Annotated in this window: 20 protein-coding genes; 6 read left to right on the top strand and 14 right to left on the bottom strand. The window is 60.9% G+C overall.

Translation table 11 applies throughout. The features are described from left to right. Position 1: 1 nt before the first annotated feature. Entirely contained in the window at positions 2-2,836 is a 2,835-nt protein-coding gene (gene polA, locus ACHEXL_RS03035) for a DNA polymerase I (protein WP_416560572.1), read from the bottom strand. 310 nt (positions 2,837-3,146) lie between these two features. On the opposite strand from polA, the gene ACHEXL_RS03030 reads away from it, so the two are divergent. Continuing rightward, on the top strand, positions 3,147-4,109 hold the full coding sequence (locus ACHEXL_RS03030) for a homoserine kinase (protein ID WP_416560571.1): 963 nt from the start codon (positions 3,147-3,149) through the stop codon (positions 4,107-4,109). Positions 4,110-4,113: 4 nt separating this feature from the next. Continuing rightward, positions 4,114-4,890, top strand: coding sequence for a BPSS1780 family membrane protein (locus tag ACHEXL_RS03025; RefSeq protein ID WP_416560570.1), 777 nt, complete (start codon positions 4,114-4,116; stop codon positions 4,888-4,890). A 23-nt stretch (positions 4,891-4,913) separates the two neighbouring features. Here the strand turns inward: ACHEXL_RS03025 and ACHEXL_RS03020 are convergent, their stop codons facing one another. Continuing rightward, positions 4,914-5,390, bottom strand: a complete 477-nt coding sequence (locus ACHEXL_RS03020; protein ID WP_416560569.1) for an FKBP-type peptidyl-prolyl cis-trans isomerase — start codon at positions 5,388-5,390, stop codon at positions 4,914-4,916. A gap of 25 nt (positions 5,391-5,415) precedes the next feature. Beyond that, positions 5,416-7,875: a UvrD-helicase domain-containing protein gene (locus ACHEXL_RS03015; RefSeq protein ID WP_416560568.1), complete on the bottom strand. Its 2,460-nt coding sequence runs from the start codon at positions 7,873-7,875 to the stop codon at positions 5,416-5,418. Between the two features lie 213 nt (positions 7,876-8,088). Here ACHEXL_RS03015 and ACHEXL_RS03010 point away from each other — a divergent pair, with 213 nt between their 5' ends. Further along, the gene (locus ACHEXL_RS03010; protein WP_416560567.1) at positions 8,089-9,066 is read left to right on the top strand and encodes a GMP reductase; all 978 of its coding nucleotides are present in this window, start codon (positions 8,089-8,091) and stop codon (positions 9,064-9,066) included. Positions 9,067-9,317: 251 nt separating this feature from the next. Here ACHEXL_RS03010 and ACHEXL_RS03005 read toward each other — a convergent pair whose 3' ends face one another. Further along, the gene (locus tag ACHEXL_RS03005) at positions 9,318-10,049 is read right to left on the bottom strand and encodes a sulfite exporter TauE/SafE family protein (RefSeq protein WP_108332268.1); all 732 of its coding nucleotides are present in this window, start codon (positions 10,047-10,049) and stop codon (positions 9,318-9,320) included. 18 nt (positions 10,050-10,067) lie between these two features. Continuing rightward, positions 10,068-10,973: a LysR family transcriptional regulator gene (locus tag ACHEXL_RS03000; protein WP_416560566.1), complete on the bottom strand. Its 906-nt coding sequence runs from the start codon at positions 10,971-10,973 to the stop codon at positions 10,068-10,070. Positions 10,974-11,087: 114 nt separating this feature from the next. Here ACHEXL_RS03000 and ACHEXL_RS02995 point away from each other — a divergent pair, with 114 nt between their 5' ends. The 3 genes from ACHEXL_RS02995 (at position 11,088) to ACHEXL_RS02985 (ending at position 14,404) form a co-directional block, all read left to right on the top strand. Next, positions 11,088-12,080 carry a Bug family tripartite tricarboxylate transporter substrate binding protein gene (locus tag ACHEXL_RS02995; protein ID WP_416560565.1) on the top strand — a complete coding sequence of 331 codons (993 nt, stop codon included), beginning with the start codon at positions 11,088-11,090 and terminating at the stop codon, positions 12,078-12,080. 113 nt (positions 12,081-12,193) lie between these two features. Beyond that, complete coding sequence (locus ACHEXL_RS02990) at positions 12,194-13,171, top strand: Bug family tripartite tricarboxylate transporter substrate binding protein (RefSeq protein ID WP_416560564.1); 978 nt, start codon at positions 12,194-12,196, stop codon at positions 13,169-13,171. A gap of 27 nt (positions 13,172-13,198) precedes the next feature. Next, complete coding sequence (locus ACHEXL_RS02985; RefSeq protein ID WP_416560563.1) at positions 13,199-14,404, top strand: M20 aminoacylase family protein; 1,206 nt, start codon at positions 13,199-13,201, stop codon at positions 14,402-14,404. 71 nt (positions 14,405-14,475) lie between these two features. Here the strand turns inward: ACHEXL_RS02985 and ACHEXL_RS02980 are convergent, their stop codons facing one another. The 9 genes from ACHEXL_RS02980 to ACHEXL_RS02940 all read right to left on the bottom strand — a co-directional run bounded on the left by ACHEXL_RS02980 (position 14,476) and on the right by ACHEXL_RS02940 (position 25,037). Continuing rightward, entirely contained in the window at positions 14,476-15,351 is an 876-nt protein-coding gene (locus tag ACHEXL_RS02980) for an alpha/beta hydrolase (protein WP_416560562.1), read from the bottom strand. A 20-nt stretch (positions 15,352-15,371) separates the two neighbouring features. Further along, positions 15,372-17,483: a TonB-dependent receptor plug domain-containing protein gene (locus ACHEXL_RS02975; RefSeq protein ID WP_416560561.1), complete on the bottom strand. Its 2,112-nt coding sequence runs from the start codon at positions 17,481-17,483 to the stop codon at positions 15,372-15,374. 179 nt (positions 17,484-17,662) lie between these two features. Then, on the bottom strand, positions 17,663-19,114 hold the full coding sequence (locus ACHEXL_RS02970; RefSeq protein WP_416560560.1) for a DEAD/DEAH box helicase: 1,452 nt from the start codon (positions 19,112-19,114) through the stop codon (positions 17,663-17,665). A gap of 68 nt (positions 19,115-19,182) precedes the next feature. Continuing rightward, positions 19,183-19,752 (bottom strand): dCTP deaminase, encoded by a 570-nt coding sequence (gene dcd / locus ACHEXL_RS02965; RefSeq protein ID WP_090138747.1) that lies wholly within the window; start codon positions 19,750-19,752, stop codon positions 19,183-19,185. 66 nt (positions 19,753-19,818) lie between these two features. Beyond that, positions 19,819-20,904, bottom strand: coding sequence for a BMP family ABC transporter substrate-binding protein (locus ACHEXL_RS02960; RefSeq protein ID WP_416560559.1), 1,086 nt, complete (start codon positions 20,902-20,904; stop codon positions 19,819-19,821). A gap of 91 nt (positions 20,905-20,995) precedes the next feature. Beyond that, positions 20,996-22,045: an adenosine deaminase gene (locus ACHEXL_RS02955; protein ID WP_416560558.1), complete on the bottom strand. Its 1,050-nt coding sequence runs from the start codon at positions 22,043-22,045 to the stop codon at positions 20,996-20,998. A gap of 2 nt (positions 22,046-22,047) precedes the next feature. After that, a complete protein-coding gene (locus ACHEXL_RS02950) occupies positions 22,048-22,281 on the bottom strand; it encodes a hypothetical protein (protein ID WP_416560557.1) in 234 nt (77 codons plus the stop codon). A gap of 2 nt (positions 22,282-22,283) precedes the next feature. After that, the gene (locus tag ACHEXL_RS02945) at positions 22,284-23,567 is read right to left on the bottom strand and encodes a malonyl-CoA decarboxylase (RefSeq protein ID WP_416560556.1); all 1,284 of its coding nucleotides are present in this window, start codon (positions 23,565-23,567) and stop codon (positions 22,284-22,286) included. Between the two features lie 336 nt (positions 23,568-23,903). Further along, positions 23,904-25,037 carry a BMP family ABC transporter substrate-binding protein gene (locus ACHEXL_RS02940; protein WP_416560555.1) on the bottom strand — a complete coding sequence of 378 codons (1,134 nt, stop codon included), beginning with the start codon at positions 25,035-25,037 and terminating at the stop codon, positions 23,904-23,906. Positions 25,038-25,040: the final 3 nt, after the last annotated feature.

The raw sequence follows: 25,040 nt of genomic DNA, 5'->3' as shown, positions 1-25,040 counted from the left end.
CTCAGTGCGCCTGCTCCCAGTTCGGCCCAAAGCCGACTTCGGCCAAGAGTGGCACCTTCAGATCGGCCACGCCCGCCATGATGCGCGGCACCTCGGTGCGCACCCACTCGACCTCTGACTCAGGCACCTCGAACACCAATTCGTCGTGCACCTGCATGATGACCTTGGTGGACTTGCCTTGTTCGTCCAGCGCCTTTTGCACGGCGACCATGCTCAGCTTGATCAAATCCGCTGCTGTGCCCTGCATGGGGGCGTTGATGGCGGCACGCTCGGCCCCGGCGCGGCGCGGGCCGTTGGGGCTGTTGATCTCGGGCAGCATCAGGCGGCGGCCAAACACGGTCTCGACATAACCCAGCGCCTTGGCCTGCTCGCGGGTGGCGTCCATGTAGTGTTTGACGCCCGCAAAGCGCTCGAAGTAACGCGTGATGTAGTTCTTGGCGGCGGTGTTGTCAATGCCCAGCGCCTTGGCCAGACCAAAGGCGCTCATGCCGTAAATCAGGCCGAAGTTGATGGTCTTGGCATAACGGCGCTGCTCGCTGCTCACCGTGTCGGGCGTCGCGCCAAACACCTCGGCGGCCGTGGCCTTGTGCACGTCCAGCCCCTCATGGAAGGCCTTGAGCAAGGCCGCGTCGTCGCTCAGGTGCGCCATGATGCGCAGCTCAATCTGGCTGTAGTCGGCACTCGCAATCACGCAGCCTGCGGGGGCCACAAAGGCCTCACGCACCTTGCGGCCCTCGGCGGTGCGCACCGGGATGTTTTGCAAATTAGGCTCGTTGCTCGACAGACGGCCCGTGACGGCCACCGCCTGCGCATAGTTGGTGTGCACACGCCCTGTGCGCGGCAAGGCCAGCTGCGCCAGCTTGTCGGTGTAGGTGCCTTTGAGTTTGCTCAGGCTGCGGTGCTCCAGGATGCGGGCGGGCAGCGGGTAGTCCTCGGCCAGTTTTTCCAGCACCTCTTCGTCGGTGCTGCGGGCGCCCGTGGCGGTTTTCTTGATGACGGGCAAGCCCAGCTTGTCAAAAAAGATCTCGCCCAGCTGCTTGGGACTGGCCAGGTTGAAGGGCTGCCCGGCGATCTCGTAAGCCTCGGTTTCGAGCTGCACGATGCGCTCGCCCAGCGCCTGGCTTTGCGCGGCCAGCGTGGGCGCGTCGATCAGCACGCCGTTGCGCTCGATGCGATACAGCGCTTCGCTGGTCTGAATCTCTAGGTCGTAGACAAACTTCAGGCCCGCGTGCGCCTCGATCTGCGGCCACAGCGCCAAGTGCACGTCCAGGCACTGGTCGGAGTCTTCGCACGAATAATGCGCGGCCTTGTCCACATCAACCTGCGCAAACGGAATCTGGTGCGCGCCCTTGCCGCACAGGTCCTCATACGTCACGCCTTTGCGGCCCACATGGCGCTCGGCCAAACTGCTCAACCCGTGCGGCTTGTGCACTTCGAGCACATAGCTCTGGAGCATGGTGTCGTGGGCGTAGCCCTGCACCTCGATGCCGTGGTTCGCGAATACATGGCGGTCGTATTTGATGTTCTGGCCCAGCTTGTGGCGGGCCGGGTTTTCGAGCCAGGGCTTGAATTTGGCCAGCACATCGGCCAGCGGCAGCTGCTCGGGCGCACCCGGGCCGTTGTGGGCCAGCGGGATGTAGGCCGCCTCCCCGGGTTTGACGCTCAGCGAGATGCCCACGATCTCGGCCCGCATGGCATCCAGCGAGGTCGTCTCGGTATCGATGGCGGTGAGCGGTGCCTGCTCAATGCGGGCCAGCCAAGTGTCGAATGCGGCCCAGTCGAGCACGGTGTCGTATTTCAAATCGCCCTGCACCGCGCTGGCGGCTGTATCCAATTCGGACAAGGCCGCGGGTTCTTCTTGAGCCGAGCCAAACAAATCGCCCATGCCCGTGTCTTTGGGTTTGGCTACTTTTTTCGCCACAGGTGCAGGCATGGCCCCACCGAGCGACTGCACCAGCCCTTTGAAGCCGTATGTCTGATAAAAATTCAGCAGCTTGTCCTTGTCGGGCGCGTGCAGGTGCAGGCTGGCCAGCGACGGCAAACCGGGCACCCAGCCGTTCAGGTCGCAGTCGGTTTTCATGGTCACGAGCGCCCGGCCTTTGGGCAGCCAGTCCACCGCCTGGCGCAGGTTCTCGCCCGCCACGCCCTTGATCTCGTGGGCGTGCGCCATCAGGTTGTCGAGCGAGCCGTATTCCAGCAGCCACTTGGCAGCGGTCTTGGGACCGACCTTGTGCACGCCCGGCACGTTGTCCACCGGGTCGCCCACCAGGGTCTGGTAGTCGATCATCAGCGCTGGCGGCACGCCAAACTCTTCGGTCACGCCCGCCACATCGCGCACCTTGCCGTTCATCGTGTCGATGATGGTGATGTGTTCATTGACGAGCTGGCTCAGGTCCTTGTCGCCGCTCGACACCGTGACCTCGATGCCCTGCTGGGCGGCGGTGTGGGCCAGGGTGGCGATCACGTCATCGGCCTCCACGCCGGGCACGTCCAGGACGGTCCAGCCCATCAGGCGCACCAGTTCGTGGATCGGCTCGATTTGGCTGCGCAGGTCGTCGGGCATGGGGCTGCGGTGGGCTTTGTACTCGGGGTACAGCTCGTCCCGAAAGGTCGGGCCTTTAGCGTCGAACACGCAGGCGGCATAGACAGCGGGCACATCCTTGCGCAGCCGCTCCATCATGTTGATCATGCCGCGGATCGCCCCGGTGGCGGGGCTGGTCGGGTCGCCCGGCACGGCCCGCAGGTCGGGCATGGCGTGGAAGGCGCGGTACAAATAGCTGGAGCCGTCGACCAACAAGAGGGTCGGCGGGGATGTTTCGGAGGTGTTTTCGCTCATCCCCTGATTGTGTACTGGGATCGAGCCGTGACCGTTAAACGACTTCATGATCGGGTAGCCGGGCCTGCGCCGGGGCGATGTGGCAAAGCGAAGCGCCTCTGAGCCCCGGCGCAGGTCCGGCTACCCGATCTGCCCGCCAGTCCCGAGCAGACCTGCAAAGGGCTGACTGCGCGGGGCCTCAGAGGCGCTTCGCTTTGCCACATCGGCCCCCCGCAGCCAGCCCTTTGCAGGTCATTTTTGACTTTTCGCCCTCTACAATCCTGACTTTGCCCACCCAAGCCAGCCCGCGCTGGCGCTCACATCTCTTCCCATGGCGGTATTCACCGAAGTCACCGAAACCCAGGCCAACGACCTGATGCAAGCCCTGAACCTGGGGGCCTTGATCGAATTGCGCGGCATCGAGGGCGGAATTGAAAACACCAACTACTTCGCCACCACCGATCAGGGTGAATACGTGCTCACCCTGTTCGAGCGCCTGACGCACGAGCAGCTGCCGTTTTACCTGTTTTTGATGAAACACCTGGCCGGGCGCGGCATACCGGTGCCAGACCCCGCAGCCAACCGCGACGGCGACGTGTTGCACACCGTCAGCGGCAAACCGGCCGCCGTGGTCAACAAACTGGCTGGAAAAAGCCAGCTGCAGCCCCAGGCCGTGCACTGCGCTGCCGTGGGCGACATGCTGGCGCGCATGCACCTGGCCGGCGCCGACTACAACCGCAACCAGCCCAACCTGCGCGGCTTGCCCTGGTGGAATGAAACCGTGCCCGTGGTGCTGCCTTACGTGGACGAAGCACAGGCCGCCTTGCTGGGCAGCGAACTGGCCTACCAAAACCATGTGGCCGCCAGCGCCGCTTATGCCGCCTTGCCCCGTGGCCCGGTGCATGCCGATCTGTTCCGCGACAACGTCATGTTTGACGGCGAGCAGCTCACGGGCTTTTTTGATTTTTACTTCGCAGGCGTGGACACCTGGCTGTTTGATCTGGCCGTGTGCCTGAACGACTGGTGTATCGACTTGCCCAGCGGGGCACACGAAGCCGAACGCGCCCGGGCCATGGTGCAGGCCTACAACCAGGTGCGCCCCCTGAGTGCCGCCGAGCGCGACTTGCTGCCTGCCCTTTTGCGCGCAGGGGCTTTGCGTTTCTGGATTTCCCGCCTGTGGGACTACCATCTGCCTCGAGAAGCCTCCATGCTCAAGCCCCACGACCCCACGCATTTTGAGCGCGTGCTGCGTGCCCGGGTAAAACACCCTGTTTTGGCCTCTGCCCTCGTCTGACACCATGAATCTGCAAATTGTTCCTGCCCGCACCGGCCTGCATTGGGCCACCCAAGGCGTGCGCACGTTCTGGCGGCAACCCCTGGCCATGTCCGGCTTGTTTTTTCTGTTCATGGCCACCGTGTCGCTGGTGTCCATCGTGCCTTTCATCGGTGGTGCCTTGGCGCTGGTGCTGCTGCCAGCGCTGACGCTGGGCATGATGGCCGCGACGCAAACCGCACTGCAAGGCAAATTTCCCATGCCCAGCGTCTTGTTCAGCGCACTCAAGGCTGGGCCCCAACGCAAAAGCATGTTCCAGCTGGGCGGCTGGTACGCCGTGTTGTTTCTGGGCGTGATGGTGGTGTCGATGCTGGCCGACGGTGGCACTTTTGCCAAGGTCTATTTCGGTGGCAGCCCCATGACGCCCGAAGTGGTCAACAGCCCATCATTTCAGGCCGCTTTGTGGGTGTCGATGGTGCTCTACATCCCGGTGTCCATGATGTTTTGGCACGCCCCCGCGCTGGTGTACTGGCACGGTCTGCCAGCGGCCAAAAGCCTGTTTTTCAGCTTCGTGGCGTGCTGGCGCAACTTGAAGGCATTTGCCGTTTACATCCTGGTCTGGTTCGGCATTTTCACCGGCTCAGGCATTGTGGCCTTGCTGATCGCCAGCTTGCTGGGCGACCCGCAATTGATGATGACGGTCCTCATGCCCATGGCCTTGATGGTGGCGGCCATGTTCTTCACGTCCATGCTGTTCAGCGTGCAAGACTGCTTCAGCGCCAGCCCCGCAGAGCCGGTTTAACTTTGCCGCCCCACGCCCTTGCCTCAGTGGTGATGCCCGTGCGCACCATGCGCGTGGCGATGTGTCACTTCTTCGGCTGAAGCCGCACGCACCTCCAGCACTTTCAGGCTCAAGGTCAGGTGTTGCCCGGCCCAAGGGTGGTTGCCGTCCAAAATCACCTTGTCGCCCTTGATCTTGAGCACGTTGAACACTTGCTCATGGCCATCGGGCGTGCGCCCGCGCAGCTGACCACCCACTTTGACACCGGGCGGGAACTCGCTTTTGGGGATGGTCTGCACCAGGCTCTCGTCGCGCTCGCCAAAGGCGTCGGCCGGGGTCAGCTTCAAGGTGGTGCTGAAGCCCACAACTTGCCCTTCCAGCGCGGCTTCGATTTTGGGGAAGGTGTTGTCGTAGCCGCCGTGCAAATACGAGGTGGGCTCTTGCGCCTTGTCCAGCAGCTGGCCTTGGGCGTTGGTCACCTTGTACTGCATGGTGACGACGGTATCTTGAGTGATTTTCATGGGGTCTTTCAAAAGAAACATCGGGTTAAACCACGGTGAGTTTGGCCACGCTCAGCGCCAACCATTTCACGCCATGGCGCGGGAAGTTCACTTGGGCGCGGGCGTCTGCGCCCACGCCTTCGACAGCCAAAACTTTGCCTTCGCCAAATTTGGTGTGGAAAACGTTTTTGCCAACCGTGATGCCGTGCTCGGGTTCGGCTTTTTGCATCGGCACGGGCGGGCTTTTGTAGGTTTCGGTGCTCAGGCTGCTTTGGCCCCAGGCCGGGCGGGCGTGGCGGTTGAAAGCCGGGGTTTGGGGCCAACCACCGCCGGTCGCCGCTGAGCCCGAGCCGCTTGCGCTACCCAGATTGGAGAAGCTGCCGTTTTTGGGCGTGACCCACTTGAGGCAGTCTTCGGGCAACTCGTCCAGAAATCGGCTTTTCAGGTTGTAGCGGGTCTGGCCGTGCAGCATGCGGGTTTGCGAATGACTCAAATACAAACGCTTACGGGCACGGGTGATGGCCACGTACATCAGGCGGCGCTCTTCTTCCAGACCGTCAAAATCGTTCATCGAATTCTCATGCGGAAACAGGCCTTCTTCCAGACCGGTGATGAACACGGCATCAAACTCCAGGCCCTTGCTGGCGTGCACCGTCATGAGCTGCACCGCGTCTTCACCGGCCTGCGCCTGGTTGTCGCCCGCCTCCAGCGAGGCGTGTGTCAAGAAAGCGGCCAAGGGGCTCATGATCACGCCGTCTTCGCTGAATTCGTCGGTCAAACCCTCGTCATCGCGAGGACCGAAGGGACGTGGCGATCCAGCACTGGACTGCCGCGCTTCGCTTGCAGTGACGTTCATGGCCAAACCCTGGCTGACCGGGCTTTGAGACAAGCCTTGAGGCAAAGCCACCGCGCTGCGGCCAAAGCCCTCTTGCGTCACAAAGCTCTCGGCAGCGTTGACCAATTCTTCCAAGTTTTCCACCCGGTCCGCACCTTCTTTCTCGGTGCGGTAGTGGTTCACCAGGCCGGTCTTGTCCAGCACCAGGTCGATGATCTCGCGCAGCGTCAAGCCTTCCGTCTGCTCGCGCAGCACATCGACCATGGCCACAAAGGCGGCCAAATTGGCCCCGGCCTTGCCGGTGGTGGCGCTCACCGCGTCGTGCAACGAGCAGCCTGCGGCGCGGGCCGCATCTTGCAGTTGCTCGATGGAACGTGCCCCGATGCCACGCGGCGGAAAGTTGACCACCCGCAAAAAGCTGGTGTCGTCGTTGGGGTTCTCCATCAGGCGCAGATAAGCCAGCGCGTGCTTGATCTCGGCGCGTTCAAAAAAGCGCAAGCCGCCGTACACCCGGTACGGAAACCCGGCGTTGAACAGCGCCGTTTCCAGCACCCGGCTTTGCGCGTTGCTGCGGTACAGCAGGGCAATTTCCTTGCGCTCAAAACCGTCTTGCTTGACCAGATTGCGCAGCTCTTCCACCAGCCACTGCGCCTCGGCAAAGTCAGACGGCGACTCCACTACCCGCACCGGCTCGCCCGCGCCTTGGTCGGTGCGCAGGGTTTTGCCCAGGCGCGTCTTGTTGTGGCTGATCAACTGGTTGGCCGAGTCCAGGATGTTGCTGAAACTGCGGTAGTTCTGCTCCAGCTTGATCTGGTGCTGCACCTGAAACTCGCGCACGAAATCTGCCATATTGCCCACACGTGCCCCGCGAAAGGCGTAAATGCTCTGGTCGTCATCACCCACCGCCAGGATGGCACCCTCGCTGCCCTCGCCCGGCAAGCCCACCAGCAACTTGAGCCAGGCGTATTGCAGCTTGTTGGTGTCCTGAAACTCGTCCACCAGCACATGCCGAAAACGGCGGCGGTAATGCTCGCGCACATGCGCGTTGTCGCGCAGCAATTCATACGAGCGCAGCATCAGCTCGCCAAAGTCCACCACGCCTTCGCGCTGGCACTGTTCTTCGTACAGCTGGTACAGCTCCACCTTGCGGCGGGTTTCGTCGTCGCGCACAGGCACATCACCCGGACGCTGACCGTCTTCTTTGCAGCCTGAGATGAAATACTGCAACTGCTTGGGCGGAAAGCGGTCTTCGTCCACATTGAACTGCTTGCACAGGCGCTTGATGGCCGAGAGTTGGTCTTGCGTGTCCAAAATTTGAAAGGTCTGCGGCAAGCCGGCCAGCTGGTGATGCGCCCGTAAAAACCGGTTGCACAGCCCGTGGAAGGTGCCAATCCACATGGCGTTCACGTTCACTGGCAGCAGGGCCTGCAAGCGCAGCTTCATTTCCTTGGCCGCTTTGTTGGTGAAGGTCACCGCCAAAATGCCGCCGGGCGAGACCTGCGAGGTCTGCAGCAACCAGGCGATGCGCGTGGTCAGCACCCGGGTCTTGCCCGAGCCTGCACCCGCCAAGATCAGCGCATGCTCGGCGGGCAAAGCCACCGCACGGTGCTGCTCGTCGTTGAGCTGGGCCAGCAAGGGGGAAGAAGTATTCGAGGCGGTGTCTGACAACATAGGGGGAGATTGTAGGAACTAAGTGGCTCGCCGCTTTGTCCGAAACAAGCCGTCAGGCAATGCGGGTAGAATCAGACACCGGGCCCAAGATTCTTGCGCCCGGTTTTTTTTGCCCTGAACCTGCAACGGGTTCCCTCCAAGGGCCAGAAAACCGGCCAGGCCAAGCGCTCACTCGTTCTTTCAACGAATCCTTTTTTGGAGCTTGGTTTTCTCATGGAAATTTTTGACTACGACAACATCCTGCTTTTGCCACGCAAGTGCCGCGTGGAAAGCCGTTCCGAGTGCGACGCGAGTGTCACGCTGGGCAGCCGCACCTTCCGCTTGCCGGTGGTGCCTGCCAACATGAAGACGGTGGTGGATGAAAACATCTGCCTGTGGATGGCGCAAAACAACTACTTTTATGTCATGCACCGCTTTGACCTGGACAACGTCCAGTTTGTGCGCGACATGCACGCCCAGGGCGTTTACGCCTCGATCTCGCTGGGCGTGAAAGCCCCCGACCGCGCCACGGTGGACCAGCTGGCCGCTGAAAAACTGGTGCCCGAGTACATCACCATCGACATCGCCCATGGCCACGCCGACAGTGTGCGCGACATGATCGCGTACATCAAAGGCAAACTGCCCACCAGCTTCGTGATCGCGGGCAACGTGGCCACGCCCGAAGCCGTGATCGACCTGGAAAACTGGGGCGCGGACGCGACCAAAGTGGGCGTGGGCCCGGGCAAGGTCTGCATCACCAAGCTCAAAACCGGTTTTGGCACGGGCGGCTGGCAGCTCTCGGCCCTCAAGTGGTGTGCCCGCGTGGCGACCAAGCCCATCATTGCCGACGGCGGCATCCGCAGCCACGGCGACATCGCCAAGAGCATCCGCTTCGGTGCGAGCATGGTCATGATCGGTTCGCTGTTTGCTGGCCACGAAGAGTCCCCCGGCAAGACCGTCGAGGTCGATGGCGCCTTGTTCAAGGAGTACTACGGCTCGGCCAGCGACTTCAACAAGGGCGAATACAAGCACGTCGAAGGCAAGCGCATCTTGGAGCCGATAAAAGGCAAGCTGGCCAATACGCTCGTCGAGATGGAGCAGGACGTGCAAAGCTCGATCAGCTATGCCGGTGGCACCAAGCTGATGGACATCCGCAAGGTGAACTACGTGATCCTGGGCGGTGACAACGCGGGTGAACACCTGTTGATGTAAGTCGACTTGGGTCATGTCCGTACGCGCGGGCATCCATCGCAGCCAAAGCCATGGGCCCCCGATCCAGTCGGGGGCGACAAAATCTCTTTGTCATACCCGTGCACACGGGTATCCATGAGAGCCAAAGCCATCGGACCCCGATCAAGTCCGGGACGACAACACCTTTTTGTCATACCCGCGCACGCGGGTATCCATGCCAGCCGAAGCCATGGCCCCCGATCATTTCGGGGTAACAAAATTGCTTAGCCCATTCAGCGCAAGGCCCCCAGCGCCAGCATCAGGCCGCTGATGACCAGCAGACCGCAGATGATTTGTCGCAAGCGTGCAGCGGGCACCCGGTGTGCCACGCGGTGACCCAGCCACACACCGACCAGGGCCACCCCCATCAGCACGGTCCAACGTTGCCAGAGCAGCCCACTCGACAAACGCCCCTCCCAAGCCATGCCGAGCAGCACCGTGGCAGCGGCAGCCGTGATGATCATGGGTGTGCTGGCCCGCATCTGCTGCACGTCACTCAAGCGCCGGTTGAGCCAGGCCACCACCAAAGGCCCTGCTGTGCCAAACAGCATCTCCACCAGCCCGATCGCTGTGCCCACCGGGTAGGCCCACCCCATGGCCACCGTCCCTTGAAGAGTTGTACGGGGTCGCAAAGCATTCAACCCGGCAGCCGCCACATACAAACCCAGCAACAGCAGGGGCCACCGGGCACTCATGTGCTGCATGAGCCACAAGCCGACCAGCGTGCCCACCACCATGCCCGGCAACAAGCGGCGCAGCTCACGCCACTGCACCCGTCGCCAGTTGAGGCCACTGTGAAACGCCGATGCGGGCACATCCATCAGCAGGGTCAAGGCCACCACCTCGGGCAAGGGCCAGTTCCAGGCCAGCAAAGGCACCACCACCAAGGCCGAGCCAAAGCCGGTCAGGCCCAGCACGGTATACCCACCCAAAACCACCGCGATGGGCAGCAACCACTCTTGCATGTGAAATCCTTGTTGTTCTCAATCGGTGAGCTGACGGGTCACAAACTCCCTGAAGACCGACATGATGGGCAATTCGGTGCGGCCCGCCAAGGTGATCAGCGCCAGAAGTGCCCCTGCGCGGAAAGGCGGGTCCATGGCCAGCTCCACCAGCGAACCGCTGGCCAGTCCCTGCCGCGCGGCCCCCAAAATCCCCAGATAAATGGCATCGGTCTGCTGCACCACATCGATCAAGCTGGGAATTTCCTCGCACTGCAAGGTGGTCATGTGGGCCGGATTGGCGCGTGGACCGTAATGGTCCACCATGATGCGGGCCACCTCTTGCGACAAAGGGGTAGACGCCATCGGATACGCCAACAAGGCGTCAAAAGGCACTTGGTCAGGGAATTGAGCCAGGATCGGATGCCCCCGGCGACACACAAAGCCGGCCCGCAGTTCAACGATGTGCGCCATGTTCAGATCGGGTGCGGTCGCCACCCGCCGCACGTCCACGACCAAGGCATCCAGTTGCCGCTCGCGCAGTTGCATGAGCTGCAATTCGGTGGAACCACGGGACACGGCCACCTGCACGCTCGGGTGGTGCTCGGCCATGTATTTCAACCAAGGCGTCATCAACATGGCCCCCGGCCCCGAACCCAGCCCCACCCGCAAGCTGCCCATGCCGCCTTGCTGCAACAGCGCAGCGCCCTGTTTGAGCTCATGTGCTTCGTGCACGATGCGCCGCGCCCGCTCCAGCACAGATCGGCCCAACGGCGTCAGTTCATTCTTTTTGCCCACCCTGTCGACCAAGGGACCACCCAAGTCGTCTTCCAGCACCTGGATGCTGCGACTCAATGCCGATTGGGTGATGTGCAGCTTCTCGGCCGCACGGCTGAAAGAACCGGTCTCGGCCAGGGCCAGCCAATGCGCAAGGTGCTTGAGGTTCATGTATTCATTTTGAGAATGCAAACCAGAAATATAAGTCATTTGACAAATAAATACTGTGTTTCTAGTATCCATCCTGCGTTATTTTTCATATCCATAACCCAACGGAGACAAAACATGCACAAGACTTCATCTTTTCGCCGCCTGCTGCTGGCTTCACTGGCTGGCTTGACTGTGCTGGGCGCCCAAGCCCAGACTTTCCCCAACAAACCTGTGAGCCTGATGGTGCCCTACCCTGCAGGCGGCGTGTCGGACGTGCTAGCGCGCTTGGTCAACGTTCCGTTGGCCAAACATTTGAACCAGCCCGTGATCGTAGAAAACCTGGGTGGCGTCAGCGGAGCCATCGCTGCACAAAAAGTGCTGTCGTCCCCATCGGACGGCTACTACCTGTTCCAGGGCTCACCCAATGAGTTGATCCTGTCGCCACTGGCCAACGCGGCAGTCAAGTTCAAGAGCGAAGACTTCCGCTTGGTACAGATGATCGGTGCAGCGCAAATGGCCATTTATGCACGCCCCAACCTGCCCGCCAACACAGTGGACGAACTGCTCACCTACGCCCGTAAGGAAGCCGCCGCAGGCAAACCACTGACCTATGCCAGCGTAGGCCCTGGTTCGTTCTATCACCTCTTGGGCGAACAATTGTCCAAAGTCACGGGCATCCCCATGACACATGTGCCCTACAAAGGCGGTGCACCAGCCAACCAGGACCTGATCGGTGGCCAGGTGGACATCTTCATCACGGTCTATGGCAAGAGCTATCAGCAACTCGCTGACAGCGGCAAGATCAAGATCCTGGCCATGCTCAACAAGGAGCGCCTGGAGGGCGTCAAGCAGTACCCGGCCATCACCGAAAGCAAGCAGCTCAAGAACTTTGACTTCAACATCTGGACCGGCTATTTCGTGAAGAAAGACACACCAGAAGCGGTCGTTCAGTCTCTGCACAAAGCGCTGACGGAAACCCTCAACGACGCAGGCGTGCGCACAGGTCTGGACGCGAACAGCCTGCTGGTCGCCAAGCCATTGCCTTTGTCCGAGCTGAGCAAGGTCTACAGCGACGGCACCGCCCAGTTCCGAGCCATTGCCAAATCGATCAACCTGCAACCGCAGTGATCGAACGGGGGCGTCCCAGTACGCCCCCCTTGACGCTTTCAGGCGCGAACAATTGCACGCCGCATCTGGTTTTTAAACCCCAGCGCTCGTTCGAGCCTTCAACAGAAAACATCATGAAAGTCAAAACCCTTCTCAGCGGACTTGTTCTGGTCGCCAGCAGTTTCAGTGCGGCATGGGCGCAAACCTACCCCACCAAAACCATCAGCATGATCGTGCCCTACCCGGCCGGGGGGCCTTCTGACTTTTTTGCACGCAAAGTACAGCCTGACGCGTCAGCCAGGCTGGGGGCGACCATGATCATCGAGAACGTGGGCGGTGCCGGTGGCGTGATCGGCATGAGCCGTCTGATCAATGCACCCGCTGACGGCCACACCCTGAGTGCGGGCAGCCCCATGGAACTGGTGCTGGCACCGATGGCCATTCAGGGCGTGAAGTACAAATCCGAAGACTTCAAACTGGTCGCGCAATTCACCACCACCAACACCATCCTGGTGGTGCGCAACTCGCTCAATGTCAAGACCGTGGACGAATTGCTGGCCGTGGCACGCAAGAACTCGGGCAAGCCGCTGAGCTTTGGCAGCGTGGGTCCTGGTTCCCTGTACCACCTGATCGGTGAAAAATTCTCCCAGGTGACCAAAGTCCCGATGTTGCACGTGCCCTACAAAGGCATCGCGCCCTTGTTGTCCGACCTGATGGGTGGCCAGATCGACATGGCTTTTCTGCCCATGGGCGGCTCCATCCCTGCCACCATCATGGAGGGCAAAATTCAGGGCCTGGCCGTGACCTCGAAAACACCCCACCACCTGTTCAAGCAATTCCCCCCGATGGCCGCCATGAAGGGCCTGGAAGCCATGGAATTTGACATCTGGGCCGGCATCCAAGTGCACAAAAACACCCCGGACCATGTGGTCTCCGCTTTGAACAAGGCTTTTTATGCCGCGGTTGAAGTGCCCGAGACCCGCAAAGCCTTTGAGGCCAACGGCAACGTGATCCTGCCTTCACGCACCCCGGCCGAGCTGGCCCGTGTGTACCAAGGCGAGATCGAGCGCTACCGTGCGATTGCCAAATCGATTAACCTGCAACCTCAATAAACCTTTCACACCGCAAGAGGTCAGCCCATGAATGCACCCAGTGACGCTTTTTTGCACGACAAGCTCCAATCCCTGCAAGCGCAAGCGGATGAGTTCATCGCGGTGCGCCGCGACATCCACAAGCACCCGGAGATGGGCTACAAGGAGTACCGGACCAGCGACCTGGTGGCCGAGCAACTGAGCGCCTGGGGCTATCAGGTCACGCGCGGCCTCGGCGGCACGGGCCTGGTGGGGCAGATCAAAAAAGGCACGGGCAGCAAGAGCATCGGCATCCGTGCCGACATGGACGCGCTGCCCATCGACGAAGCCACCGGTCTGCCCTATGCCAGCTGCAACGTGGGCATCATGCATGCCTGCGGCCACGACGGGCACACCGCCATGCTGCTGGCAGCGGCCAAGCACATCGCGCAAAAAGGCCATTTTTCAGGCACCGTGAACCTCATCTTCCAACCGGCAGAAGAAGGCCTGGGCGGGGCCAAAAAGATGATGGAAGACGGCCTGTTCAAGCAGTTCCCCTGCAACGCCATTTTTGCGATGCACAACATGCCAGGGCAGCCACAAGGCCATCTGGTCTTGCGCGATGGCTCGGCCATGGCGTCTTCGGACAACGTGACCATCACCTTGCACGGCAAGGGTGGACACGGCGCCATGCCCCATGTGGCCGCCGATCCGGTGGTGGCCGGCTCGGCCATCGTCATGGGCTTGCAAAGCATCGTGGCGCGCAACGTCGATCCGCAACAGATGGCCATCATCACCGTGGGTGCCTTCAACGCCGGGGTGGCCAACAACGTGATCCCGCAAACCGCCACGCTGCGCCTGAGCGTGCGCTCGCTCGACCGCGATGTGCGCATCCTGCTCGAAAAACGCATCACCGAACTGGTCCACGCGCAAGCGCAAAGCTACGGCGTCACCGCCGAGATCGACTACCAGCGTGGTTACCCCGTGTTGGTGAACCACCTGCAAGAGACCGACTTTGCCCGCGCTGTGGCCGAAGAACTGGTAGGCCCCGACAAGGTTGTGCGCCAAGGACGCGCCCTGAACGGCAGTGAAGACTTCGCATTCATGCTCGAAGAGGTACCGGGCAGCTATTTGCTGATCGGCAATGGCGACGGCACAAGCGATGGCCACGGCGCGTGCATGGTGCACAACCCGGGGTATGACTTCAACGACAAGAACGTGGCCATCGGCTCGGCGTTCTGGTCGCTGCTGGTGGAGCGGTTTTTGCCGGCTTGAGGCTGGAGCACCGCTCCAGCAAAAGGGCAAGCCATTTGGCTTGCCCTTTTGCTTAAGGCTTGGGGTTCAGCTCAAGCGGGTGCTTGCTGAATCAAGGTTTGCGCCAGCGTGTTCAGGCGAGAGCCCACACGCGTCAACTCGGTCACCACACTGAAGTGGTTCAGGCCCGGCAAGTCTTCACACACCGGCACCGTCTCGGGACCCCAGGCTTGATGGATCAAGCGGTTGTGGCGCAAAAACTCAGGGCTCTCGTCGCCACCCACCACGGTGAACAGCACGCCCTTGCGGGGCCGCTGCCATTTGGCCGGGCTGGCCATGCGCACATGGGCGGGCGTGATGCGCAGATCCGCCTGCACAAAAGGCGTCTTGCGCACAGGCTCCAGATCAAACAGGCCAGAGATCGACATGGTTTTGCGCACCAAGCCGGCAGGCAAATCTCGCCCTACGGCCTTCCAGTCGCAAGCGAGCAACATGGCGGCCAAATGGCCACCCGCCGAATGGCCGATGGCGGTGATGTTGCTGCGGTCACCGCCGTACGCGGCAATATTGCGCCAGACCCAAGCCGTGGCATGGGCCATTTGCAAAGCGATGTCGGGGATCGTGACGGGTTGCTCGGGCGTGCCCGGGCACAGGGCGTAATTGACCACCACCACGCAGGCACCCATATCACGCAGCGCAGGGGCCACAAAGGAATGGTCAGACTTGTCCAGGCTGCGCCAGTACCCGCCGTGAATGAAGACCACCACAGGTGCGTTGGCGCGGGCCGCCGGGAAAATGTCCAGCGTCTCATTGGGGCCGTCGCCATAAGGCACGTCCAGCAAAGGCTTGAGCGTCTCACGCGCTTGGACCGAGGCATTTTTCCAGTGCGCAAAGTGGTCGGCAAAATCGGGCACCAGCGCCCGGTTGTTGTACATGCGGTCGTGCCAGGCGGCGTCCTTGATGGGCATGGGTGTCTCCTGTTTTAGATTTAGATTTTCATTTCCAGACGCAGCTGGATGTTGCGCCAGTTGCGGTCGGTGGTGCGGGCGGTCTCGCTCTGGGTGCCCGTGTTGAATGTGGTGGCAGTCTCGTAGTCACGCGGCAGCAAGTTGCTGACGGTCAAGCGCAGAGCGGTTGCCGCCGAAAAACGCCACTGGCCATACACGTCCACCACGCGCTTGATGCCTTGGTAAGACAGCTGCTCCTGGCTGCGCCGTGTCTCGTAATCTGGGTTCCAGTTGACATTGCCACCCACCGTCAGCGGCATGCCGCGAAGCCGGTAATCGGCCCCCAAGTTAGCAGTCATGCTGGGCTGTTGGTCCAGTCGGTTGTCGGGGCCGGGCACATCCTTGACCTTGGACCGGAAAAAGCTGATGTTGCTGCGGATGTCGACAGGCCACGCCTCAGTAAAGGCTTGGTTCAGGCGGAATTTGGCCTCCAACTCGATGCCTTGGGTGACGGCGTCGCCCACGTTTTGGGGAGAGGAGACACAACGCGCTCCGCCGTTCACACAAGTGGTGGTGGTTTGATAACGAATCAGGTCTTGAATGTTGCGCCGGAACACGTTGGCGCTGAGCACACCGCCGCCGTCCAGATAACGCTCAAAACCCAAATCAACGCCCGTGGCCAACTCAGGCCGCAGATCGGGGTTACCCACACGGTCGGGCTGTGTGGGCACGTTGTTTCCAGGGAAAGGGTAATCACGCGAGTAACGCAGCGGCGCCACCATGTTGTACAGCGTAGGCGTCTTGTAGCTGCGCGTGAGGCTCATGCGCACCTGGTCACGCTTGGCCGGATCGGGCTTCCACAAAGCGTGGAGCAGAGGCGTCCACACCTGGCTCTTGTTGCGTTTGAGCGCTTCACTCACCTGCCCCTCGGTCAGGATGCTCTCGTAACGAACGCCTGCATAAGCCGACCAATTCGGGTTGATCTTGAATTCATCCTGGGTGTAGGCCGCCCAGCGGGCTGTGCGGGCCTTCAGGTTACCGCTGTCGTCGCCCGCGCCTGCGCTGGCTTCCTCAACGCGGCGCACCCCCTCGTGCTCCAGACCACTGACCCACTGATGGCCGTTGTCCAGCACACGGGTCCACTTGGCGTTCAGGCTGGTGTTGCGATCTGTAAAGCGCTGCTCATCCAAGGCATTGGACAAAAGCCCCGTGGTGGCAACCACGCTCTGGGTGATGTGCTGGTTGTACTTGGCCTGGCCGGCACCAAAACGCACTTCCAAACGGTCATCGGCCGACAAACGTTGGCTCCACTGGCCGTTCAAACGGGCTGCGGCGTAGCGGCTGTGGTTGTCAGTCAGCGCGGTGTCGGTGATGGTTGCCGAAGAAAGCGGCCGAGCATCGATGCGCCCTTGGGCGGCGTATTCGGAATAAATCAGAAAAGGCGTCAAGGTCAGGCTTTTGCCCTGTTCGCCTTTCCATTGCAAGCGGGCATTGGCATGCACGCCTTGTCGGCGGCCCGACGAATCGGACAAACGCACCTGGTCATCACGATAATCCGAATCAATCTCTGTCATGCTTTCATCAGCACGCTGGTTGTCCATCGCCGACAAGGTGAAAGTCCCACTCAGAGGCTCGGTTTGGAGGTTGTGCACCCAATTGACCATGGTCGAGCCCTCGCCGTGCTCTTGGCTGCGGGTGATTTTCAAATCGTCCGGCGTGGCCTTTCGCCCCTCGCGCAACACGATGTTGATCGTGCCCGCAATCGCCCGTGCACCGGTTTCGGCGGTCGGTGCGCGCAAAATTTCAATGCGCTCGACCTGTTCAGGGGTCAAGGTGTCGACCGAAAAGCCCGGCGGCATGCGCTCGCCATCCAGCAGGATTTGTGTGTAGCCCCCGCCCAAGCCGCGCATGCGGATGGCCCCGCCCCGGCCGGGGGCGCCTTGCACCGTCACGCCCGGCAAGCGCTTGAGGACATCGCCCAGCGTCGCATCGCCTTGTTTCTCGATCTCTTCACGGCCAATCACGATTTTCGATGCCGTGGACTCGCGTCGCGACTCGGTATCGCTGTTGCGGTTGCCGCGGATCTCAATCTGGCCAAGATCGGCCGCCGCGGGCGTGGCTGAATCGCTTTGCGCCAAGGCGGTGCTGGACATCGCCAGAAACACAATCGCCGAACTCAGGCAGCTCCGCGGCAAAGGCCCACCGCGCCAGATCAAGACATTGGAAACCAGAGGAAACGAAGGGTTGAAGCAAGTGTCGCGCATGGCCCGATTTTGACAGTGTCAAATGGCTGCCGTTCGAAGCCTCTGCAAAGACCGGACTTCAAACCCGATCACTCACCCGACTTGAACAGGGCTGCGACCTTGCGCTTGGGCTTGATGTTGGCTGATATGGCGGATCGAACCACTTTGGGGCCACTGGGCTCCCAGCTGGGTGCAACGTCAGCAGCCGGAGCCTCGTAAGGCTTTTCAAAAAACGGATCGCGGTTGATCGGCGCGGGCCGGAAGCCACCACGGCGCTCATGCGGCGCATCCAGGGCATCACGGGGATCGTGCTCTCGGCGACGGCCTTCATAAGCACGCGAACGGGGACGATCCTCGGACCTTTCACCCCACTTCTCAGGGGCAGACCCCGTGGGGCGGGTGTCCAGCTGCAGGGTTTCAACCTCCAGCTTTTTCTTGATCAGCTTTTCAATGTCGCCCACCAAACGCGTGTCAGAGGGGCTGACCAAAGTCACCGCCAGACCGGAGGCGCCAGCGCGGCCCGTGCGGCCAATGCGGTGCACATAGTCTTCGGCGTTGAAGGGCACGTCGAAGTTGAAGACAGCCGGCACATCCTTGATGTCCAGACCACGCGCGGCCACGTCGGTGCACACCAGCAAATCGACTTCACCTTGTTTGAAGGCTTCCAGTGCCTTGAGGCGCTCGTCTTGGCTCTTGTCGCCGTGCAAAGCGGCTGTGCGCAAGCCCTCGCGCTCGAGTGATCGGGCCAAACGGCCGCAACCGAGCTTGCTGTTCACAAAAATGAAGGCCTGCTTGATGCCCCGGTCGGTCAGCACCTTGCGGATCACGCGGCGCTTGTCATCGTCTTGCGCAGCGTAAAAACGCTGCTCGACGGTGGAAGCGGTTTCGTTGGGACGCGCCACCTCGATGGTGATCGGGTTTTGCAAATAGCTGCCGGCCAGCCGCTTGATCTCGGGCGAGAAAGTCGCCGAGAACAGCAGCGTGGTGCGCTGCTTGGGCAGGTAGCTCAAGATACGTTGCAGGTCGGGCAAAAAGCCAATGTCCAGCATGCGGTCGGCTTCGTCGAGCACCACATATTCCACCTGGTTGAGCACCGCGTTTTTGGCTTCGATGTGGTCAAGCAAGCGGCCTGGCGTGGCGACCAGCACCTCGACACCTTTTTTCAGCTCCAGTGTCTGGGGTTTCATGTCCATGCCGCCAAACACCACCGCGCTGCGAAGCTGGGTGTATTTGGCGTACATCTTGATCTGCTGGGCCACCTGGTCGGCCAGCTCACGGGTAGGCAGCAACACCAGGGCGCGCACCGGGTGACGAGCGGGCGAAGTGGAAGGGTTTTCGTGCTTGAGCAGTCGCTGCAGCAAAGGCAGCGAAAACGCGGCCGTTTTGCCTGTGCCCGTTTGGGCTGCACCCATGACGTCCTGGCCTGTCAACACCACCGGAATGGCTTGGGCCTGGATAGGGGTCATGGATTCGTAGCCCATTTCGGCTACGGCTCGTGCCAGCGTAGGCGCCAGCGATAAATTGGAAAAAGAATCGGTCATTAACCCGCTATTGTCTCATTTTGGGCTGACGACCCCGAAATCCGGTTTTGGCCCTCGGGTTTCAGGCCTCAGGTCTTGGGCAAAGTCACGCCCACTTGGCCTTGGTATTTGCCGCCGCGGTCTTTGTAACTGGTCTCGCAGACCTCATCGCTTTCGAGGAACAGCACCTGCGCACAGCCTTCGCCCGCGTAGATTTTGGCGGGCAGCGGCGTGGTGTTGCTGAACTCCAAGGTTACATAACCTTCCCACTCTGGCTCGAAAGGCGTCACGTTGACGATGATGCCGCAGCGGGCGTAAGTGCTTTTGCCCAAGCAAATGGTCAACACATTGCGCGGAATACGGAAGTACTCCACCGTGCGGGCCAGCGCAAAGCTGTTGGGCGGAATGATGCAGACGTCGCCCTCGATGTCCACGAAGCTGCGGTCGTCGAAATTCTTCGGGTCCACCACCGTGCTGTAGATGTTGGTGAACACCTTGAATTCAGGGGCACAGCGGATGTCATAACCATAGCTGCTGGTGCCGTAGCTCACAATTTTCTGACCTGCGGCGTTTTGACGGATCTGACCCGGCTCAAACGGCTCAATCATGCCGTGCTGCTCGGCCATCCGGCGGATCCATTTGTCGCTCTTGATGCTCATGGTGTGCCTTTGTATCGATCGCGCTATTTTAGGGTCTCGCCCGGACACCCGGTCCGGGCTAGCGGCTCACCGGGCGATCCGCCCTACGACCCCCTGCACCAGGTAGTTCATGTTCAAAATTTGGGCATCGCTCAGAGACTGCCCTGCGGGCAACACCAACTTGCCCTCGTTGTCAGAGATCGGACCGGCAAAAGCTTGCAGCTTGCCTGCGCCCACCGCTTTCTGTTTGGCCAGAATTTCGTCCTGCACAGGCTTGGGCACCTTGGGGCCAAAGTCGCCCACGCGGACCATGCCCTCCTTCACGCCGCCCCACACACTGCCCGACTTCCACTGACCGGCCAAAGCCGCCTTGACGCGGGCCGTGTAGTAATCACCCCACTGGTGGGTGACCGCGATGATCTGGGCATCTGGGCCAATCTTGCGCATGTCGGAGTGGTAGGCCACGGCCATCTTGCCGCGCTCTTGCGCAGCCGCCATCACCGCCGTGGAACCGGTGTGGAAGGCAATCACGTCCACATCCTGGTTGAACAAGGCCATGGCCGCCTCGCGCTCTTTCGGCGGGTCAAACCAGGCGTTGAGCCAGACCACTTTCACCGTGGCCTTGGGGTTGACCGAGCGCATGCCCAGCGTGAAAGCGTTGATGCCTTGCAGGACTTCGGGAATCGGGAAGCCTGCCACATAACCAGCCACATTGGACTGCGTCATGCGACCGGCCGCAATCCCGGCCAGATAGCGGCCCTCGTAATAGCGGGCGTTCGAGGCCGCCACATTGGACGCGGTCTTGAAGCCGGTCACCGACTCGAACTTCACATTCGGAAACTCTTTGGCCACCTTGAGCGTGGGCTCCATGTAGCCAAAACTGGGGGTGAAGATGATTTGGTGGCCCTGCTGGGCCAGGTCGCGGATCACGCGCTCGGCATCCGCACCCTCGGCCACATCGGCCACAAAAGTGGTCTTGACCTGATCGCCCAAAGCCCGCTCAACGGCCTTGCGGCCCTCGTCATGCTGACGCGTCCAGCCCGCTTCGGTGATGGGCGAAACGTAGACAAAACCGGCCTTCATGGGATCGGTGGATTGGGCGGGGGTTTGCGCCTGAACGGCGGGAAGAAAAAAGCAGGCGGCCACGAGCGTGGCAGCGAGGTTTTTATACATGGTAGTCCTCTACATGGCCCCGGGGATGAAAAAGCAAAGCCCGCCGGGGCAGCGGGCTTCAGGGTGAATTTTACCAAGAGCGGCAAAGCCCTCAGTCCTGCTCCGCAAATCCCTGAAAACACGCTTTCAATTCATGCATCCAGCGGTGCTTGTCGGCCTCGGGCGCAAAGCTCGCTTCGATGCTGTTGGCAGCCAGTTTGTAGGCTTGTTGGGCGTTCAGGTGCAGGGCGGCAAAAGTCTGCAGGTAGTTGTCGTTCAGGTAACCGCCAAAGTAGGCCGGGTCGTCCGAGTTGATCGTCACACACAGGCCCGCCTCCAACATCTGGCCCAGGTTGTGGTCGGCCAGGTTTTTGAACACGCACAGCTTGAGGTTGGACAGCGGACACACGGTCAGAGGCATCTGGCTGTCAGCCAGGCGCTTCATCAACGCCGCGTCGTGGATGGCCTGCACGCCGTGGTCGATGCGCTCGACCTGCAGCACGTCCAATGCGCCCCAGATATAGGCGGGCGGACCTTCTTCGCCCGCGTGGGCCACGCAGTGCAAGCCCAGCTCGCGGGCACGGGCAAAAACACGCGCAAACTTTTCGGGCGGATGGCCCAGCTCGCTCGAATCGAGCCCCACGCCGATGAAGTGTTCACGCCAGGGCATGGCTTCTTCCAGTGTGGCCAGTGCATCGTCCTCGGACAGGTGGCGCAAGAAGCACAAGATCAGATCGGCGCTGATGTTGAGCCGGGTTTGCGCATCACGGCAGGCGCGGCTCAGGCCTTCGATGACCGCGCCCATGGCCACGCCGCGTGCGGTATGGGTCTGTGGGTCAAAAAACAATTCAGCCCGCACCACATGGTCGGCTGCAGCCTTCTCGAAATACGCCCAGGCCATGTCGTAAAAGTCCTGCTCGTGCAGCAGCACACTGGCCCCGGCGTAATACAGGTCCAGAAAACTTTGCAGGTTGGTGAAGGCGTAGGCGCTGCGCAAAGCGGCCATATCGGCATAAGGCAACTGAACGCCGTTACGCCGGGCCAGGGCAAAAATCAACTCAGGCTCCAGCGAGCCTTCGATGTGGATGTGCAGCTCGGCCTTGGGCATGACGCGCAGCAACTCGGGCAAGCGGGTGGGCGGTATGGCGTGGACTTTGAACATGGTCACTCCTCAAAAAATCGGGCGCGGATGGTTGCTTCATCCAATTGCGCGAAACAAACGTTGTGCCTGTCGGTCAAAGGCCCATGGCCCGGCATCACTTGGCCTGCAGGGCCATAGCCCACGGCCTTGAACTTCCATTGGCCATTGACCCACTTGAAGTTGCCCACATGCAGGCCCGATGGGTCATGCAGAGCGCAAACACCATCACTCAGGGGTTTCAAAAGCTGAGAGGACATGGCTACACCAGTTTTTCAACGCCGCGTGAAAAGGACACGGTCTTGTGGCTGAAGGCCTCGTGCTGCTCTTCCACTTTGTCCAGTTCATAGAGGTAATTGACCATGAGGCCGCCCGACTGTTGCAGCCCCTTTTTGGACAGATCGGCCGCCCAGTTGATCTGGTGCAAGGTTGCGCCGTTGCTCAGGTGGAATTTGCCCACCGCGTCGCCCCGGGCTTCGGGGGTTTGGTGCATCAGGTACAGGGCGCAGAGGCGCATGAGCGCCGTCCGTTCAGCCTCGTCACTGCGCTCGGGGTGCCAGCCCGACTTGAGACGCTCCGCCCAACTCAGGCCGCCCACAGCCAGGCTCTTTTGGGCTTCCTGCCACTTGCGCTTTTGGGTCGGATTGAGCTGCTCTTCGGACAAATGGGCACCCGCGTCCAGCCACTGGGTGAAGCCCGGAATGGGGGACAAGGTGCAAAAGGTCTTGAGCGAAGGCATTTCCTCGATCAGTTTTTGCGCCACCCGCTTGATCAGGAAATTGCCCAGCGACACCCCTTTGAGGCCCGGCTGGCAATTGCTGATGGAGTAAAAAATCGCCGCCTTGAAGCTTTTGGCGTCACCCACCGGGGCTTGTTTGTTGATGAGGCCCGCCACATCTTTGGCGATGCCAGGCACCAGGGCCACCTCGACAAATATCAGCGGCTCGCCGGGCAACTGGGGGTGGAAAAATGCGAAGCAGCGGCGATCCGGCTGCAAGCGGCGACGCAAGTCGTCCCAGCCGTCGATGGCGTGCACCGATTCGTGCGCGATGATTTTTTCGAGCAATTGCGCGGGGGAGTTCCAGGTGATCTGGTGCAGCTCCAAAAAGCCGGGATTGAACCAGGAGCTGAGCAAATGGTGCATGTCCGCGTCGGTGGCGCGAAAAGCCGGATGGTCCTTGAGGTAGGACAGCAGCGTCTGGCGCATTTTCAAAATCGTGCCCGTCCCACCGGGCGCCCGGTTCACCCGGCGCAGCAGCTCTTGTCGGGGTGGCTCCACCGTCTGAAACAAATGGATCAGGCTGGCCTCGTTGCGCTCGGTGTTGTAGCGGTGGGCCGCATCCACCACCAGGGCCGGGTCGGGGTTGAACTGGCTAGACAAAAAATGGAAAAAGTCGATCTGGCTGCGCTTGTCCAGATGCTCGTAATGGTCGATCAGCTTGACGGCCATGCTTTGCGCATTGGCCTCACCCCGGGCGCTGAGCAATTTTTTGGCGCTCAGCTTGGCCGCATCGAGCTTCTTGTTTTGAATGAAACGTTCCAGCATGAGAGGCCCTTTGAGACGCATTGGATGAGATCAGCGAGCATCTGCACGCCTTGATCACAAGCTTACACGCAGACCCGGCACGGCACCACCTAGCGCGTCAAGGCCCAGAACTGGACCTTGCCATAAGCACCGGGAAGACAGCCAGCACTTGGGCCGCGATGGCCGCGCCTGCGTACTGGCCTTTGCTGGCTAAAAAACGATGGCAACGCATGAAACCTGCTGGCCTTGCCGTCGTCAAAGGCGCAACGGTACAAAAAAGCCGCCTGACTGGCGTCAGGCGGCTAAAGCTGGGCGAGATGGACTCCCGAACCAGTCAGGAAATGGCGCTACAGGGCATTACTTGCCAGGAATCTTGCCTTCCACGCCCTTGACGTAAAACATCACACCGCCCAGGAATTTGTCGTCGGCCACCGCGTCTTTGGCCAACACTTCCTTGCCAGCCTGGTCCACGATCGGGCCTTTCCAGATGGCGAAGCTGCCGTCTTTCAGACCGGCCTTGATCTCATCGATCTTTTTCTTGGTGTCTTCAGGCACATCCGCAGCCACGCCGACCATGTCGATCGCGCCTTCTTTCACGCCCCACCAGCTTTGGCCAGTGCTCCACTTGCCTTCCAGGGCTTCACCCACGGCCTTGACGTAGTAAGGGCCCCAGTTGATCACGGCCGAGCCCAGGTGAGCCTTGGGGCCGTAGGCGGTCATGTCGGAATCCCAACCAAAGGCGCGCTTGCCCATTTTCTCGGCGGTCTGCAACACAGCCGATGAGTCGGTGTTTTGCATCAGCACGTCAGCGCCACCGTTGATCAACGAGGTGGCGGCTTCGGTTTCTTTCGGTGGGTTGAACCACTCGTTGACCCAGACCACCTTGGTCTTGATTTTGGGGTTGACCGACTGGGCACCCATGGTGAAGCTGTTGATGTTACGAACCACTTCAGGAATTGGGATCGAGGCCACCACACCCAGGGTGTTGGTCTTGGTCATCTTGCCGGCGATCACGCCAGCCATGTACGCGCCTTCGTAGGTACGGCTGTCGTAAGTGCGCATGTTCTCGGCGGTCTTGTAGCCGGTGGCGTGCTCAAACTTCACGTCTTTGTTATCTGATGCCACCTTGAGCATGGGCTCCATGTAACCAAAGGTGGTGCCAAAAATCAGCTTATTGCCTTGGGCGGCCATGTCGCGGATCACACGCTCAGCGTCAGCGCTTTCTGGCACTTTTTCAACAAAGCTGGTGACCACTTTGTCGCCGAAGGCTTTTTCGACTTCCTTGCGGCCGTTGTCGTGCGCAAAGGTCCAGCCACCGTCGCCCACAGGGCCGACATAGGCAAACGCGATCTTCAGGGGCTCGGCCTTGGCCGCAGCGGGCGCTTCGGCCTTGGGGGCCTCTTCCTTCTTGCCACAACCAACCAGTGCGGCGGCAGCCACAGCGGTCAGGGCGACCATCTTCACGATGGTGCGCTTGGAGATGTCTGTCATGTC

Origin of the sequence: Limnohabitans sp. YIMB22184 (assembly GCF_048020265.1) — a bacterium.
Taxonomy (GTDB): domain Bacteria; phylum Pseudomonadota; class Gammaproteobacteria; order Burkholderiales; family Burkholderiaceae_C; genus Limnohabitans_A.
Note: the sequence above shows the minus strand (reverse complement) of the source record. Positions and strands in the feature narration are given on the sequence as shown.